The sequence below is a fragment of the Flavobacterium rhamnosiphilum genome (assembly GCF_004349195.1).
Classification (GTDB): domain Bacteria; phylum Bacteroidota; class Bacteroidia; order Flavobacteriales; family Flavobacteriaceae; genus Flavobacterium; species Flavobacterium rhamnosiphilum.
In genome coordinates this window covers 29,360-45,908 of sequence record NZ_SMLG01000002.1, presented here as the reverse complement: position 1 = coordinate 45,908, position 16,549 = coordinate 29,360, and the positions used below count along the sequence as shown (strand labels likewise).

At 34.9% G+C, this 16,549-nt stretch carries 10 protein-coding genes; 6 read left to right on the top strand and 4 right to left on the bottom strand.

Annotated elements, in window-relative coordinates:
• Positions 1–3: 3 nt before the first annotated feature.
• Together E0I26_RS03850 and E0I26_RS03845 are read right to left on the bottom strand one after the other, a co-directional pair.
• Positions 4–2,844 (bottom strand): M16 family metallopeptidase, encoded by a 2,841-nt coding sequence (locus tag E0I26_RS03850; RefSeq protein WP_131915185.1) that lies wholly within the window; start codon positions 2,842–2,844, stop codon positions 4–6.
• Positions 2,845–3,183: 339 nt separating this feature from the next.
• Positions 3,184–7,041: a TIM-barrel domain-containing protein gene (locus E0I26_RS03845; protein ID WP_131915184.1), complete on the bottom strand. Its 3,858-nt coding sequence runs from the start codon at positions 7,039–7,041 to the stop codon at positions 3,184–3,186.
• A gap of 174 nt (positions 7,042–7,215) precedes the next feature.
• Between E0I26_RS03845 and E0I26_RS03840 the strand changes: the two genes are divergently transcribed.
• A complete protein-coding gene (locus E0I26_RS03840; RefSeq protein WP_131915183.1) occupies positions 7,216–7,812 on the top strand; it encodes a GNAT family N-acetyltransferase in 597 nt (198 codons plus the stop codon).
• Positions 7,813–7,847: 35 nt separating this feature from the next.
• On the opposite strand, the gene E0I26_RS03835 is transcribed toward E0I26_RS03840, so the two are convergent.
• Positions 7,848–10,001, bottom strand: a complete 2,154-nt coding sequence (locus E0I26_RS03835; protein ID WP_131915182.1) for a PAS domain S-box protein — start codon at positions 9,999–10,001, stop codon at positions 7,848–7,850.
• Positions 10,002–10,460: 459 nt separating this feature from the next.
• Complete coding sequence (locus tag E0I26_RS03830; RefSeq protein WP_131915181.1) at positions 10,461–11,459, bottom strand: hypothetical protein; 999 nt, start codon at positions 11,457–11,459, stop codon at positions 10,461–10,463.
• A gap of 64 nt (positions 11,460–11,523) precedes the next feature.
• Here E0I26_RS03830 and E0I26_RS03825 point away from each other — a divergent pair, with 64 nt between their 5' ends.
• From E0I26_RS03825 to E0I26_RS03805, 5 genes are all read left to right on the top strand, one after another.
• The gene (locus tag E0I26_RS03825) at positions 11,524–12,237 is read left to right on the top strand and encodes a hypothetical protein (RefSeq protein WP_131915180.1); all 714 of its coding nucleotides are present in this window, start codon (positions 11,524–11,526) and stop codon (positions 12,235–12,237) included.
• Between the two features lie 98 nt (positions 12,238–12,335).
• Positions 12,336–12,683: a hypothetical protein gene (locus E0I26_RS03820; RefSeq protein WP_131915179.1), complete on the top strand. Its 348-nt coding sequence runs from the start codon at positions 12,336–12,338 to the stop codon at positions 12,681–12,683.
• Between the two features lie 628 nt (positions 12,684–13,311).
• On the top strand, positions 13,312–14,442 hold the full coding sequence (tgt, locus tag E0I26_RS03815) for a tRNA guanosine(34) transglycosylase Tgt (RefSeq protein ID WP_131915178.1): 1,131 nt from the start codon (positions 13,312–13,314) through the stop codon (positions 14,440–14,442).
• A gap of 58 nt (positions 14,443–14,500) precedes the next feature.
• A complete protein-coding gene (locus E0I26_RS03810; RefSeq protein WP_131915177.1) occupies positions 14,501–15,589 on the top strand; it encodes an LptF/LptG family permease in 1,089 nt (362 codons plus the stop codon).
• The gene (locus E0I26_RS03805; protein WP_131915176.1) at positions 15,576–16,457 is read left to right on the top strand and encodes a DMT family transporter; all 882 of its coding nucleotides are present in this window, start codon (positions 15,576–15,578) and stop codon (positions 16,455–16,457) included. Before E0I26_RS03810 ends, E0I26_RS03805 begins: the two co-directional genes overlap by 14 nt.
• Positions 16,458–16,549 lie beyond the last annotated feature (92 nt).

Here is a 16,549-nt window from a genome sequence, read left to right as displayed (position 1 = left end):
CGTTTATTTTACCGCTGGTTTATTCAAAAGAATTGGCTCTCCAAAACCAATCTGCTCTAGCTTTTTCAATTGCGTTTCAGCATCGCCTACCACTAAATAGATCATTTTATCAGTATTCAAATACGTCTCTGAAAGCTTTTTTAGCTCTCCAATAGTGCTGTTTTTTACAATGCTTTCTTGTTTTTTTGCGTAATCATCAGCGTAGTTGTAGTTACTGATATCATACAGCATTTCCAGTTTAGCCGAAAGCGTTTCAAATGCTCTTGCATTACTTTTGATTAAATATCCTTTAGTCACTTCAAGATCATTCTCGTTGAAATTTTTTCCATATTGCGCTACAATTTCTTTTATCAAACTAACGGATTCAAACGTTACATTAGAACGTACACCACTAGAAATAGTAAATGGACCTTTGTTGGTTGAACCATCAAATGAGGAACCGATGCCATACGTATATCCTTTTCCTTCACGCAATTGTTGCGTTAATTGTGAAGCGAAACCACCACCGCCCAAACGGTAATTCATGATTTGGGCTGGATAAAAATCTTTGTCAGTAGCGGCAAGAGCAGGATAACCAATTCGGATTACAGATTGTTTTGCACCTGGAACATCATAAAAATAAATTTTTGATGATACAACCGTATTTGTAGTTGCTATTTTAGGAATGGTAACTGTCTTAGCCTCCCAGTTTTTATTTAAAGTGGCTAATGAATGTGTCACATTCGTTTTTGAAATAGCACCAACAATTTGAAAATCAGTAACAGATGGAGCAATGTTTTTAATATAATAATTTTTCAAATCATCAATAGTAATACTGTTGACAGAATTTTCGGTACCAATGCGATTATTCGCCAAAATAGATTCTTTACCATAAATTAATTTTTTGAATTCATTTCTGGCAATACTATTTGGATCTGCTTTTTGTTGTATAATTTGGCTTAAAGTACTTTGTTTAATCAAATCAAATTCCTTGGTATCCCAACGAGGTTGCAACACTATTTCTTGAACTAATGCCATAGTTGCATTGTAATTCTTTGCCAGGGTATTTCCTGAAATAAAAATGGATTCATCAGTCGCATATGCTTTAATTGTGGCTCCAAGACTTTCAATGGCATTCTCCAGTTGCTCCGGAGTTTTGTTTTTGGTACCTTTTGTCATCAGTTCAGCCAGCATAGTTGATACTCCTATTGTATCGGTATTTTCAAGTAGCATTCCGCCTTTAATTTGCAATTGAAATTGAACAAGGGGAACTTCGTGGTTTTCGATACCTAAAACATTTAAACCGGATGACAATTTGCTTTTCCACACCAACGGTAATTTTACATCAGGGCTTTCTCCATAAGCTGGTTCCATACTTCGATCAAATTTAGAAGGTGTTTTTTCATACGTTGCTGCAATGCTGGCATCAAATGAATCTTCTTTTCCTTCAATAATTTTTTCCTCAACAACGGTTGCTAATGATGAACCATCTAGGATTAAATTTGCTTCTCCTTTTGGTACAAAACTAGTGGCAACAAAATGTTTCCCTTTGATGTATTTTTGATACACACGCATTACATCTTCGGTAGTTACCGCAAGAATATTTTTTACATCTTGATTGATATAATCAGGAGTTCCTAGAAAAATTTCATATTGCGCCAGTTGAAATCCTTTCCCTAATACACTGGATAGATTCGTGTAAAAAGCAGTTTCTTGTCCCGCTTTAATTCTATTTAAATCCTGCTGTGAAATTCCTTCGGTCTCAAAGTTTTTAAAAGCTTCGTTAACGCCATTCATTACGTCATTCAAATTTGTTTTTTCAAAAGCAGTAACACTTAGCATATACTGGCCTGCTATTTCTGAATTGTATTGGAACAAATCAGTGGCATCGGTTAATTTTTTGTCTTCTACGAGGGTTTTGTATAAAGGTGCTTTTTTACCTTTTGAAAGATAGCTGGCCAAAACTTCCAAGGCATAACTGTCAGGATGGTATTCATAAACAGAAGGCCATGTCAGTGTGAGTTGCGGTAACTTGGCAAAATTATCTTCATAATATAGTTTTTTGGTTTCGGTCAATGTTACAGGCTGTTTCTCCATTTTAGGAATGTCTTGCCCACGTTTTATTTCTCCAAAGTATTTTTCGACCCATACTTTGGTTTGTTTGACATCAAAATCACCTGCTATAGTTAACGTAACATTATTAGGTACATACCAGCGATTGTAGAAACTTTTTACATCTTCCAGTGTGGCATTTTGTAAATCTTCTAAGGAACCAATGACTTCCCAACTGTACGGATGAGTTGCCGGGTATAAATTTTTAGAGATTACAGAAAAGTTGTGCCCATAAGGTCTGTTGTCATAACTTTGTCTTTTCTCATTTTTAACGACCTGTTTTTCTTTGGCTAGAACAGGTTCCGTCACGGTATTGATGAAATAGCCTAATTTATCAGCTTCAGCCCAAATCATTTTTTCCAATGCGTCTTTAGGAACGGTTTGAAAATATTCGGTACGGTCTCTATTCGTTGAGCCATTGGCACCAGAGCCGCCAATTCGGGCACTCATTTTATCAAGTCCTCCTTTACCCAAGTTTTCAGATTCCAAGAAAAGCAAATGTTCGAATAAATGTGCAAATCCGGTACGACCCACTTTTTCTCTCGCTGATCCCACATGGCTGGTCAAAGCAACAGCAACAACAGGGTCAGATCGATCTATATGCAAGATTACATGCAGTCCGTTTTCTAAGGTGAACTGTTCAAATTCTACTTTAAACTCTTTTGATTTATCCGTTTTACTTTGATTTTGGGAATAGGAACTGAATGCAGTAAAAAGAACGAAATGAAGGATTAAAAACTGGATTGGTTTCATTATTTAATTTTTAAAATTGGAGTTCGTAGTTATTTAGTCAAACTAATTTTTTGCTACCGACAACGAAATTAAGAAAATAAAAATAATAAATGGCTAAATTGTAAGAAGTTAAATTTAGAGATTTGTATCAAATTTACGACTTGATTTGATATCGTCCCTCTGTCGAAAATGCGATTTTAATATTTGAATAAAGGGATACAAATGGGAGCATAGATTATCATTCTAGAAGGTAAAATTGTAGAGGAATGAAAAAAAATAAAAGTAAAAAGCTCCCCGAAATTTTCTTTTGGGGAGCTTTTTTGATATTATATCAGGTTGGTGAAGACACCGACCATTAGCTTAAAAAGAAACCGTGTTTAACGCTTTGTCAACCAATAAACCATCTACTGGTTTTAGGCTAACGGTTAATTTGCGTTTCGCTTTTAATTTAATAATGAATAAATCAGCAGTACCTTTTAGCGTTTCTTTATCTCCAATGTTCACAAAAGTTGGATACAATGCTTTTTTGCCGTTGGTATGCAACCTATCGTAAGTAAGGTTTTGCATATCCTTAAGCGCTAAAGCTTCTATGCCCATAAATTCGAAATCTTGTGGATTGTAAGGTAAGCCAAAACTTAATGCATTTACGCTGGCTAAATTTGCACCTTTTACGGTTATTTCTACAGTTTCGCCAGCATTGTAGCTTGTTTTTGCAGTGCTTAAGGTTAAGCTTCCAGCCAATTTATCGACTTTGTCAATTTCTACGCCAGCATCCAATTGCGTAGTCACATTCGAAATATCGAAAGCATCAATTAAACCGTTTTTGTTGATATCGCCATTACTGATGTAACCATCAAAATCGCCATCGCCTTTGCGTAAACCGGTGTAGTTGGTGTATGAGGTTAAATCGTTTTCATCAATCAATTTATCGTTATTGATATCACCAGGGAAGAAACTTTCTGTTCCAGGTACTTTAAATACATATAGTTCTCTACCAGAACCAAAACCGCCAACACCTTCGGTAATAGCTAGTTTAATGTAGCGGGCAGTTGGGTGATTAGCGAAATCGAATGTTTTTGTGTCGCCATTTTTGGCCCATACAAATTTCCCGGCCTCTGTCCAAGTGGTTTTATTGGAGCTATAAAATACCGTTCCCTTCAACAATACGCCATTGCCTCCGCCAATGCGTGGCAAGTACTGGAATTTCTCCAGCTGGTTCATGCTCTTCAAATCCATTACCACATCAAAAGGCAACGAGTTTACGCCCCAGATGGTGTGCCAACCATTATCTTGATCAAAATCAAATAATTTATTTAAACCAGAACCTTCCTGACTTTCAGCAGTACTTGTCGCTTTAATTCCTTTAATGGCAAACTGTAAGGGATTGGCGGTTGTTTTTGCATTAATGCTTGCCCAATCAGAATGACCATCTTTATTAACTGCTCTCAGTTTAAAAGAATAAGCAGTTTCGGCTGTTAAACCATCAAATAACATTGTGGTGTCTTTAATGGTGGTGTATAACATAGTGTTGAACTCAATTTCGTAGAAATCGGCATTGGGTACCGTTTTCCAAGTTGGTTTTAATGTAAAAGCAGATGCATCTTTTTCGCTAACCTGTGCTAAATCGGGTGTTTTCAATGCGCCTGTAGAAATTCGGTGTTTATCTGCAGGTTCAAAAATATAGCCTTTAATATCAAGTGTAATTCCATTTGCAGTTACATCGGTAGAGGCTAATTTTACCAGCAATTGTGGGTTTTTAGCCATCACCACTTTTTCAAATTCACTTCCTTTGGTAGCAAATCGGTTTAAATTAGGTGTAGCATCGTAAAAATAAACATTCTGTTGTTTGGCAAATTCATCTGCCGATTTAACCATTTTCAGTTTCAGGTTTTTGCCTCCAACTTTTGCCGTAACGGTATTAGGTTGTTCGGTTACGTTAATAACAAAGTTTGTTGCCTTCTCTTTCACAAAACCTTCAAAATCACCTTTGGTAGTTTCAATAGTAATGGTGGCATTGATTTTATTTACCGAAGAAGAAATTAAGGTTGTAGCACCTTTACCCAGTTTGTAGGCTTCGGTTGTTCCGTCATCATCGTATTCGGTAAAACTGCTATTCCCGGCCGGATAAATCTCATAACTGCGCAATGCTTTATTAATTTCGGCTACGTTGTTTGTGGCATTTGCCATCGGTATAATGGCCCCGCTTTTTACAAAAACAGGTAGTTTCCAAATCGGTGTTTCAAAACTATTGATGATTGCATTTCCAGTATATTTCTCTCCTGAAAAATAGTCAATCCAACTGCCTTCTGGTAAGTAAATATTATCACGGATGTCGTTTCCTTTTTCATCAATCTTGGTGACTTGATAAATTGGCGCTATTAAAAAATTAGGGCCAAACAAGTATTGATACTGTGTAGCAGATCCCAATGTATACCCATTTGAACTGGCTAAAAACATCGCTCTAATCATTGGCAAACCATTTACTGCTTCTTTTGCAATGCTGTATTGGTAAGGCAACAGCTCAGATTTTAGTTTTAAATAATTACGGTTAATAGAGGCAGCCGGTTCGTCTTGTGCGTGTGGGTATTTTTGGCTAGAACCCCAACCATCCATGTTCAACTGCATAGGAGTAAAGGTTTTCCATTGAAAATCTCTGATATTCATTGACCCGTTTTTACCGCCAAAAATACCATCCATATCAGAAGTTATGTTTGGCTGGCCAGATAAACCAGAACCAATATATGTTGGGATATGGAAACGGATGTACTCCCAATTGCCACCGGTTTGGTCACCACTCCAGATAGTTGCGTAACGTTGTGTACCGGCCCAACCATCTAACGAGATAATGAAAGGTCTGGCATCGTTACCGTAATATGGCATGGTTTGTCCAACATCGGCTACGCCATTTAAACCAAATGAATAACCTGCGCCTACCCAGGCCACATCGGTTTTAAGTACCCTAACACCGGCATCTCTTACTTCTTTTAAAATATCTCTTTGCAGTAATGCGCTCACTTCTGGTTTAGGATGCAAGTCAGACTGTGTCCACAAGCCAATTTCAACGCCGTTTTTACGGGCGTAATCGCCAAAGCTTTTTAAGTTAGCGATATTGCCGTCTAACGTTTCTGTTTGGCCATAACCTGCGCCATAACCATCGTTTGGTAAAATCCAACCCAAGGGCATATCGTGTTTTTTGTAGCGGTCGATAACGCCACGGGCAGAAAACAGGTAATTGTTTTTTTCGCCATTAAGCGATTCTTTTATACCGCCATTGTCTTTTTGGCTTTCTTTATAGGTCTTTCCGTCTTCAAATAAAATCCCGGCAGGGTCTTCTTTCCAATAATCCCGGTTAAAAGCATTCAAATGACCTTCGTAAAAACCGAATTTTGGCAATAAAACCGGATTTCCGGTCAGTTGATAAAAATCGTTCAATAAGGGAACAATACCATCATTGATCATGAAAAATAGATCCAAATAATCTGTTTCGTGGAAAAGTTTTACCGTTCCTTTATCTTTTGCGCCAAAATCGTATCGACCTTGTTTAAAGGTGTACCACATTAGGCCGTACCCTTTGGTACTCCAATAATAGGGTGTTGGAGAGGCTACACCGCCATCTGTCCAACTGTTTTGGTTTTCAATGGCAATCGATTTTCCTTTATGGGAGAAACGGCCATTTTGCACACCACCACCATAAAAATACTCTTGCGGGTTTTCTTTTAGCGTAATCGAAACTCTGCTTTTTTCGAATTTTACAGGTTCTGTTTCTTCCAAAACTATCTCCTGGTTTTCTTTTTTAACCACCTTAAATAAGGAGGTGTTTTTATTGATGATAATGCTGATTTTGCCAGTTGATATCACCAACTCTCCATTTTGATCGGTTAAAGTCAATTTTGAAACCGGCTTACGTGGATTGTTCACCAAAATTTGCGCTTCGGGTTTAGCTTCCGGATCTCTGATGACACCGCCATTATTGTCCTGAAATAATCTAAAGATATTCTCCCCATAAAAATCGATGGTTAAACGCTGGTTATCGGCGTACAATACTTCAACAGTTGTTGGGTTGATGATTTTTGCGCCGGTAACTTTTTGCGCTTCCTTAAAATGTGATAAAGGATACTTTATTTTTGTGCCTGCATTTACCTGAAGGTTAGAAAACAGCATTGCGAATGCCATTACAGCTGTTATGCTAAAGCTGCTGTTGCGAATAATTTTGTTCATAAATTTATGATAAGCCACGTTTTGTTTCGATGGTGTATATTTGTGAACTGACAAAAGTAAAAAAAAGGAGCAATTTTTTAATTTGTTCAGGGTCTTTTAACAAATTCAGTAATTTTAGAGAGAAAATTAACAGCAGCAGAAATTTCAAAGATTAAACGGTTTAAATGTTAAAATATGAATACAGATTTCCCTCAAAATACCATCCTCGAAGACGAAACGGTTTTACTGCGCCCATTACAGGAATCAGATGTTGAAAATCTATTGGAAATTTCCATGAATGAACCAGAGACTTGGAAGTATTCCCTTGTTCAGGCAAATGGTAAAGAAAATTTAGAGAAATACATTCAAATTGCGCTAAAAGCAAGAGAGAACGGAACAGAATTCCCCTTTATCGTTTTCGATAAAAAATCAGGGAAATATGCTGGAAGTACCCGTTTTTACGATATCAATTTAGAATTCAAGACACTTCAATTGGGGTATACTTGGTACGGTAAAGCGTTTCGAGGAACAGGGTTAAACAAGCATTGTAAATTTTTACTGTTGCAATTTGCATTCGAAACTTTAGGAATAGAACGTGTAGAATTTAGGGCTGACAATAATAACGAACGAAGTATTGCGGCCATGAAAAGCATCGGTTGTAAAGTAGAAGGAGTGTTGCGCAATCACATGCCAACCCTGGAAAGTGAAGTGCGACGGGACAGCATTATATTAAGTATCTTAAGAAACGAATGGTTTGATGCCGTTAAAGAGAATTTGAAAAAGAAATTATAGCACAAAAGTATTGGTTCCCAGATTCCGTTTAGTGTTTAAATCATGGTGTCGGTACTGCCTTTTTTAAATCCTATTAATTGTCTGCATTTTGATTCGGATTCTTTCAAATCTTCCTCCATTTGTTTGTATTTGCTAATATCTTTTATCGTTACGACAGCTAAAACCACATTATTATTTTGATCGACTAATGGTCTGCCGCTAATCAGCACTCTTTTCTTTTCCTGAGCCATTGGATTCCAAAGAATTATTTCAACATCAGTAGTCACTTCGCCGCTTAGTGCGCGTTCCATAGGTAAGTTTTGCGAAGGGAAAATGGTTTTTTCATCAGGAAAATAGAGCTCAAAATGATTGCTTAAATTCGGGGATATTTTGTCGTCCTCTTCGATTCCAAAAATCTCATTGGCCATGTTATTGGCCATGATTATTTTTTTATCGGCGTCTGCCACAATAATTCCCTCACTGATATTTTCGACTATTAATCGTAATTTTTCTTCATTTTCATAGAGATTATCTATGGCTGTTTGCTGTTCCTTTTCGAGCTCTACAAGTTCCGTAACATTTCGTCCAACAGAATAAAATATCCCGTTCTGAAGATCCATATTACTATTCCAATCAATCCATTTATAAGAACCGTCTTTACTAATAAATCGCGTTCTAAAATTAACCACTGACTCTCCTTTTAAATGTTTTTCCAGTACTTCTCCCGCAGTTTTCTTGTCGTCGGGGTGAATTAAATCCATGAATTTAATCCGATCCATGTCTTCCTGATTATACCCGAGGGTTTTCGTGAAAGCCTGATTGATTTTGATAAAATGCTCGTCTTTGGCAACGGTTAAAATGTCGAATGCCATGTCAAAAAACATATTTGCAATCTTCAAGGATTCTTCATTTTTAATCAATTCCGAAACATCTCTTGCCACGGCATAAATTATTCCTGTTTGAATGTCGATTGTGCTGGTCCAATCAAACCATTTGTAAGAGCCGTCTTTTAGTCGTTCCCGTACTCTATGACTTATAACGGAGTCGCTGACTTGTAATTTTTTTATACCATCCATAAAAATGGTAGCATCGTCAGGGTGTATAAAATCTAAAAATGGCTTGTTGATTATTTCTCTTTGATCGTATCCAAGTATTCTTGTGAAAGCAGGATTTACTTTTACAAATTTTTCGTTTTTAATGACTACAAACATATCAAACGACATGTAGAAAAATGTATTAGCGACATTTAATGCACTTTCAATTTCTTTTTGAGCGGTAATATCGCGGGCTACGGCATACAGTAATCCAGACGAAATATCAGGAAATACGGACCATATGAGCCATTTTATGGAGCCGTCTTTACAAATATATCTGTTTTCGAATTTTATTGTTGGAACTCCGGTTTGAAGTTTAGAAACTTCTTTTTGTGTAATTTCAATATCATCAGGATGTGTGAATTCCAGAAAGCTTTTACTTAATAGTTCTTCTTCTGAATATCCTAAAATTTTACTGACTGCCGGATTCACTTTTATGAATTTATCCATAGTGGAAATAATCATCATGTCTACTGACATTCTAAAAAAATTATCAGCGGCTTTGGAAGATTCTTCCAGTTTTTTCCTTTCGGAGATGTCAGTAAAAATCCCACCAATGGCATAAATTCTTTTTGTGGAATCATAGATAGGAAATTTCACGGCAATGTACGTATGCATGCCGTCAGATTGTTGAATAGTTTCCTCGGTTTTTAATTCTTTTAATGCTTTTACAACCTCAAAATCAGAATTTCGGTAAACATCGGCTATTGATGCAGGTAAAAAATCATGATCCGTTTTACCTATTATTTCTTCATTTGAGATTTTATATAAAGATTCAAATTGTTTATTTATCAATAGATATTCTCCATTTATTTTTTTTATAAACATCGGACTCAAAGTGTTGTCAAGAATCGATTGCAGTAATTGCTTGTTTTCTAAAAGTAAATCTTGAGAAACATTTTTAGCCTGCAGTTGGGACCGAATGATAAAATAAACGACGATCAACAAAATGACCGAAAGAATGAGTAATGCAATTTCTATCCAATTCAATGAAGTATCCAAAGCTTGGTTTCTTTGCTTGTCAATCCTTAAAATAAAAATCCAAGCTATGGCAAAAACAACGAATAGGTTGAGGATAAATCCAATGATTATTTTTTTTTCTAAAGAAATTTTCATAGTCGTACGGTATAAAAATTAAATAGCGTTAGCCCCAATATTTAGAATTGGTAAATCAATATAAGTATATGAAATGAGCATGACCGTAATTGGGTCGCAAACACCAATGATGATATGCGAATTACATATGACCGATAAAAAACAATAAATATCAACATATGAAAGTTAGTTAATTAAATTGAATTAACCAGTGGTTTTTTAAGATTTGTTGCCACTTGAGGAGTAAATCAATTTCAGGATTGAGAGTAAATAGGTAGGCTTTTTTAGGATGAGACAGGAGATTTAGAATAACAAAAAGCCATGAATTGCTCATAGCTTTTTGTGTTATTTGCACATTATTGTGGGCACAGTTTGCAAAACTGCGCTAACGATTGTGGCATATCAGCGCGGTCGGGCTGTATATTATTCTTGTTACGTCATAACCTCTTTCTTCTAACTCTTTTTTTAATTCTTTGTTTGTCATATCTCATTTATAGATTTTTCTTTTCTCTCCTTTTGCCTGTCTTCTTCTGTTTGTCTTTTTAAGCTGTCTTTTTTAATATTATTATCAATTATATTTTTCCTTTTATTATATTCATTTTTAGAAAAATATGTAATTGATTGCTCTAAAACATAATATTTATAAACTGTTTTTATCCTTGAGTTACTCGCAATAATGTGTCCTGTTATTCCTGCTTCTGGGTAATTTATAGTTCCAAAGCCTTCTCCATTGATATTTTGTTGTGCTGACATTGCTTCTTTATTTTTTTCTAAAGACCAAATTACAGACGGATTAGCTATGTCTTTCAGTGTCTGCTGAAAAACTATAAATACACTATCTTTATCAACTGTAAATTCATCTTTATAGAATTTTTTAGTGTAATAAGTTGAATTATACTCTTCGTCATTTATATCAAAGTATATTCTACTTTTTAAAGGGGGTGTTTTATCTAATAGAACATCAGGTACTTGGTATAGTTTATCTCCGCTACCAATTTTTTTATAGGTTAATACTGGCTGGTAATCTGTATTATTATCTAAATAGCATTGATATAATAAATTAGTATCAACTAAATCGGGTAAATTATATTTTTTCTGATATAGGGGATAAACTCTCTCAATGTCCGATTTTAAAGTTATGCTTTCCAATTTATCATATTTATTAAAATTAAATTTTATAGTTATACTATAATTATTTAATTCATACGTGTATATTCCCCTGTCAAAGGCAATACTTCCCTCTTTAATTAGTATATCATCAACCTTAGATATCTCGTTTACTGACATTCCTGACCAGTATTTTAAAAATATCTTTGGTTCGTGTTTTAACTTATACTCAAAGGTTTTAGTTAAGTCTAACTTTTTAGGTTTATCTAAATCTAAGCTTGTGTTTTTTCTTTCATTACAAGATTGCAACGTGATAAATATGGATAATATAATTAGACTTTTAAATAATATATTTTCTGCTGTCTTATTCATAAAGTTAAATTTTAAACCGCAATTTATGAAAAGTTTTTCTTATGTTTGATTAAAAGTATGTTTTATGAAAAATTTTATTTTAGGTTCTATTATTACATTTTTAGTTATGCTTTGCGCTTTCTTTTATTTTCAGAATACTTCACTTACTGCAAGTTTAAATACGTACAGATACTCCAAGGAACTCATAAATAAAGATTTACAAAAAGCTAAAGAAGACTACTATATCGAGCAACAAAGTGATAACATAAATTTAATTCTTTTTACAGTTACAATTCTTTTTACAATTTTTGGCGCAACAACATTCATTGGTGTTAAATCCGAATTTCATTCCCAAACTAAGGAAACCAATAACAGATATGACGCTCAAAAAGAAGAATATAATAAGTCCGTAATTCATATAAATAATTTAAAAAGTGGTTTTAGTTTTCAGTATGCTAGTAATATGCACAAGGATTTTAAAGATTTATTATTAAAAAGTACTGTTGATGTTAGTGTCCTAACCGAGACAGGAATTATTGCCTGTGAACATTATTGTTATGCAATTGGATATAATTCAAATAATAATGAAAAATTTGATGAAGCTATTTATGTAATTATAAATTCTATTCTATCTAAAATAATAGAAAACACAAATAATTGTGGAAATATAAACTTAATTAATATGGACTATATAAGATTTATAAATGCTAAAAAAGTCATAGATTTAAGTTTAGGTGAAAATGAGTTAAAAAAGTTTTCCATCATTTTCAGTAGACTTTCTTTTCCAACTTTAGGTTAATTTAACAGCTAATTCTTTTTTTAATTTCCTAACGTTTTTCCACAAAACAATCTTTAAATCTTTTTCTTATTTTTGGTTTTCACTTTAAATACTTAATTATGAATGTTGATAAAATACTGTCCGAACTAGAGGCAAGAGTGGAAGTTAAAATGCAACCACTCGTTAAATACTTTCAAGACAATAAAGAATCGTTACACTCTGAACTTTCAGACAAATGGTTTGATTTTCAAGAAAATGGTAAAAAACAAATAGTTACCGAAATTGTTTTTGAAACAATCCTAGAACACGGAGTCGATTTAAGCAATGTTAAAACTAAGAGTGATTTTGATATTGTTTATCCTGCTATTCAAATTTTACCAAAAGAGATTTTAAAATATATCGAAAATGTCTACAGTAAAGAAATTAAACTTATAGTTTTTAACGGGAAAGACCGTATTTCTTATTAAACTCTTCGTTTGGTACTATTTTGTAGGCTAGTGGTAACTCTCTGTTTTTTTCAAACATAGGGTTATCAATGTATTCTTTACAACTTGCGATAACATTAGAAAAGAAATATGTTAAATCGAGATTTTGTTGAATAAATGATTGATTCTCTTTTTTGAGTTCAGTTACTTTTTCAATAAGTTGTTGTTTTTGTTAGTTGTTCTAATTCTGTCATTTTCGTTAATTGTTTTTAACGATGTTTGTCAGTACTTATTTGGTTAAGCTGACGCACAACTCATATATAGGCGAAACAAACCTTCGTATATGCACCCAAATGAGGGTAGATTGGTGAAGATTTGTTTAGCTTTATGTTTCTCAAATATATAAAAATAATATTACAAATTGTAATTTTGGTTTGAAGTTGAAATTGATTTTTGAAATTGCAATTGTAGTTGATTTGCGTGAGGGATAGCAGTGGAAATCCTTTTATGAAGCACAGCGGAATAAAAGATTGTAATGGATAGCCCGACCTTTTTAGGGCACGCCCAAAATGATTTCCCAAATCTTAATTAAATTTTTAAATTATGTAATTATCTAATTTTCAAATTAACCTATCTTTGCCAGCCGAACAATCGGGTGAAATACGTTACTATGAAGTTTGATTTATTAAAAAAAGATCCGCAGTCCAAAGCTAGAGCGGGAACTGTTACCACTGATCACGGTGTGATTGAAACCCCAATTTTTATGCCTGTAGGAACCGTTGGTTCTGTAAAAGGGGTGCATCAACGAGAATTGAAAGACGATATAAACCCGGATATTATCCTGGGAAATACCTACCATTTATACTTGCGACCCCAAACCGAAATCCTGGAAAAAGCGGGAGGTTTGCATAAATTCATGAACTGGGACCGTAATATTTTGACGGATTCTGGTGGATACCAAGTGTATTCACTTTCGGCCAACCGAAAAATTAAGGAAGAAGGCGTGAAGTTCAAATCGCATATTGACGGTTCGTACCACTTTTTTACGCCGGAGAATGTGATGGAAATTCAGCGTACCATTGGTGCCGATATTATCATGGCTTTTGATGAGTGTACGCCGTATCCTTGTGATTACAACTACGCAAAACGCTCGATGAAAATGACGCATCGCTGGTTAGACCGTTGCATCAATCATTTAGACACGCAGCCTTTTAAATACGGATACGAACAAACATTTTTCCCAATTGTTCAAGGAAGTTGTTATAAAGATTTACGCCAACAATCGGCAGAATATATTGCGAATTCCAATCAACAGGGAAATGCGATTGGCGGACTTTCAGTAGGGGAACCTGCGGAGGAAATGTATGCGATGACCGAAGTGGTTTGTGAAATCCTACCGGAAGACAAACCGCGTTACCTGATGGGCGTGGGAACTCCAATCAATATTTTGGAAAATATTGCCCTTGGAATCGATATGTTCGACTGTGTGATGCCTACGCGTAACGCCAGAAACGGAATGTTGTTTACGGCGAACGGTTCGATCAATATCAAAAACAAAAAGTGGGAAGCTGACTTTTCGCCTATTGACGAAATGGGAATCACTTACGTGGATACGGAATATACAAAAGCGTATTTGCGTCACCTTTTTGCTGCCAATGAATATCTGGGAAAACAAATTGCCACCATACACAATCTCGGTTTTTATATGTGGTTGGTTCGTGAAGCCAGAAAACATATCTTAGCAGGCGATTTCAGACCTTGGAAAGAAATGATGGTAAAAAATATGAACCAACGTTTGTAAAAAAAGTTAGGAGTTTCTTAACGCTTAACTCCTAACCTCTAACTTCTAACCTAAAAAAATGCTGACAATAATAGACAAATACATCCTAAAAAGATATTTAGCCACATTTGCGGTGATGCTGTTGTTGTTTATCCCCATAGGAATTGTTGTTGATGTATCGGAGAAGATCAATAAAATGCTGGAGTATAAAATCCCGTTTTTAGATATTGCGCTTTATTATTACAACTTTACGGTTTATTTTGCGAATTCCCTTTTTCCGATATTTTTGTTTTTATCGGTGATTTGGTTTACCTCAAAACTGGCGAATGATACGGAGATTATTGCTATTTTAAGTTCCGGAATTTCATTTACGCGTTTTTTAAGGCCTTACATAATTGGGGCTTCCATTGTTTCTGTTTTTGTATTGCTAATGGGTTTCTTTGTGGTTCCCGCAGCCAGTGAAGGATTCAATAATTTTAGGTATACGTATCTAAAAGGGGGCGGTAAAGAAGCCATGCGTGGCGATAACACGGATGTGTACCGACAAATTAGTGATACCGAGTTTATCTATGTAAACAGTTTTAATACGGAGTCTAAAACAGCTTTTAATTTTTCGCTTGAAAAGTTTAAAAACCAGAAGTTAGTCCATAAAATTACCGCTACCAGAATAAAATGGAACCCGAAAGACAGTACATACACCATGTATGATTATACCAAAAGAACGGTGGGAGAACTGAATGATAAAATTGAAAAAGCACCTCAAAAAGAGGCCGTTTTTACTTTTGATTTGGAGGATTTAACCCCCGTAATTTATATTGCCGAAACCTTGAGTTTAGGGAAATTGAATGCTTTTATAGATAAAGAGAAAAAAAGAGGATCATCAAACATTAATGTGTATTTGGTGGTTTTGTATAAAAAATATAGCGTTCCGGTATCGGCATTTATCCTTACCATTATTGCCGTTGCGGTTTCGTCCATGAAACGAAGAGGCGGAATGGGAACCAATTTAGCCATAGGAATAGCATTGGCTTTTGCCTTTGTATTTTTTGATAAAATCTTTGGCGTATTGGCCGAAAAATCGAGTATTCCACCCATGTTAGCCGTTTGGTTGCCTAATATTGCTTTTGGAATTTTAGCCATTTATTTGTTACGAAATGCAAAACGATAAATTAAAAAGTTACTTAAGCCTTCATTTGATCGTTTTTATTTGGGGTTTTACCGCCATTTTAGGCGCTTTAATCACCATTACCGCCGATGCTTTGGTTTGGTATCGCATGGTTTTGGCAGGACTGTTTTTAGCCATATTTATCGCATTCAAAAAAATATCATTTAGAATTCCTTTAAAATCGTTCTTGAAATTGATTTTTGTGGGATTATTGATTGCTTTGCATTGGATCTTTTTCTTCAAAGCCATTCATGTTTCTAATGTGTCCATTACACTATCCGTTTTTTCGTTGGGAGCGTTTTTTGCTTCCATATTAGAGCCTGTTTTTTATGGTCGAAAAGTATTGTGGTACGAAGTGTTTTTTGGTCTAATTATTATTGCTGGTCTGGCATTGATTATGAAGGTCGAAATTAACTATTTGGCCGGGATGTTATACGCCTTGGCATCTATCATATTAGGTGTTTTGTTTACGCTGATGAACGGAAAATTGATAGAAAAACACGAACCTTCAGTAATCTCTTTTTACGAATTTCTGGCAGGTGTTTTCTTCATTACGATTTATTTTTTGTTCCAACAAAAATTCACCGCTGACTTCTTTATATTGACCGCTAATAATTGGATTTTAATCCTGATTTTGGCTTCCGTTTGCACGGCGTATGCGTTTACGGCGTCAGTAAAAGTGATGCGAAAACTAACGCCGTATACCGTAATGCTCACTACAAATTTAGAGCCGGTTTACGGGATTGTTTTGGCGTACTTTATCCTTGGCGGAAAAGAGAAAATGAGCTTTGAGTTTTACATCGGCGCACTAATAATTGTAATCACCGTAATCCTGAACGGAGTTATAAAACACTATCAAAAGGACAAATAAGAATAACTTTCTCAACCTTTTGAGAAGCAAACTTTTACACATAAATATAAAATTTACCTTTTTGAACGATTTAAAATTTTATATTTGCGGTT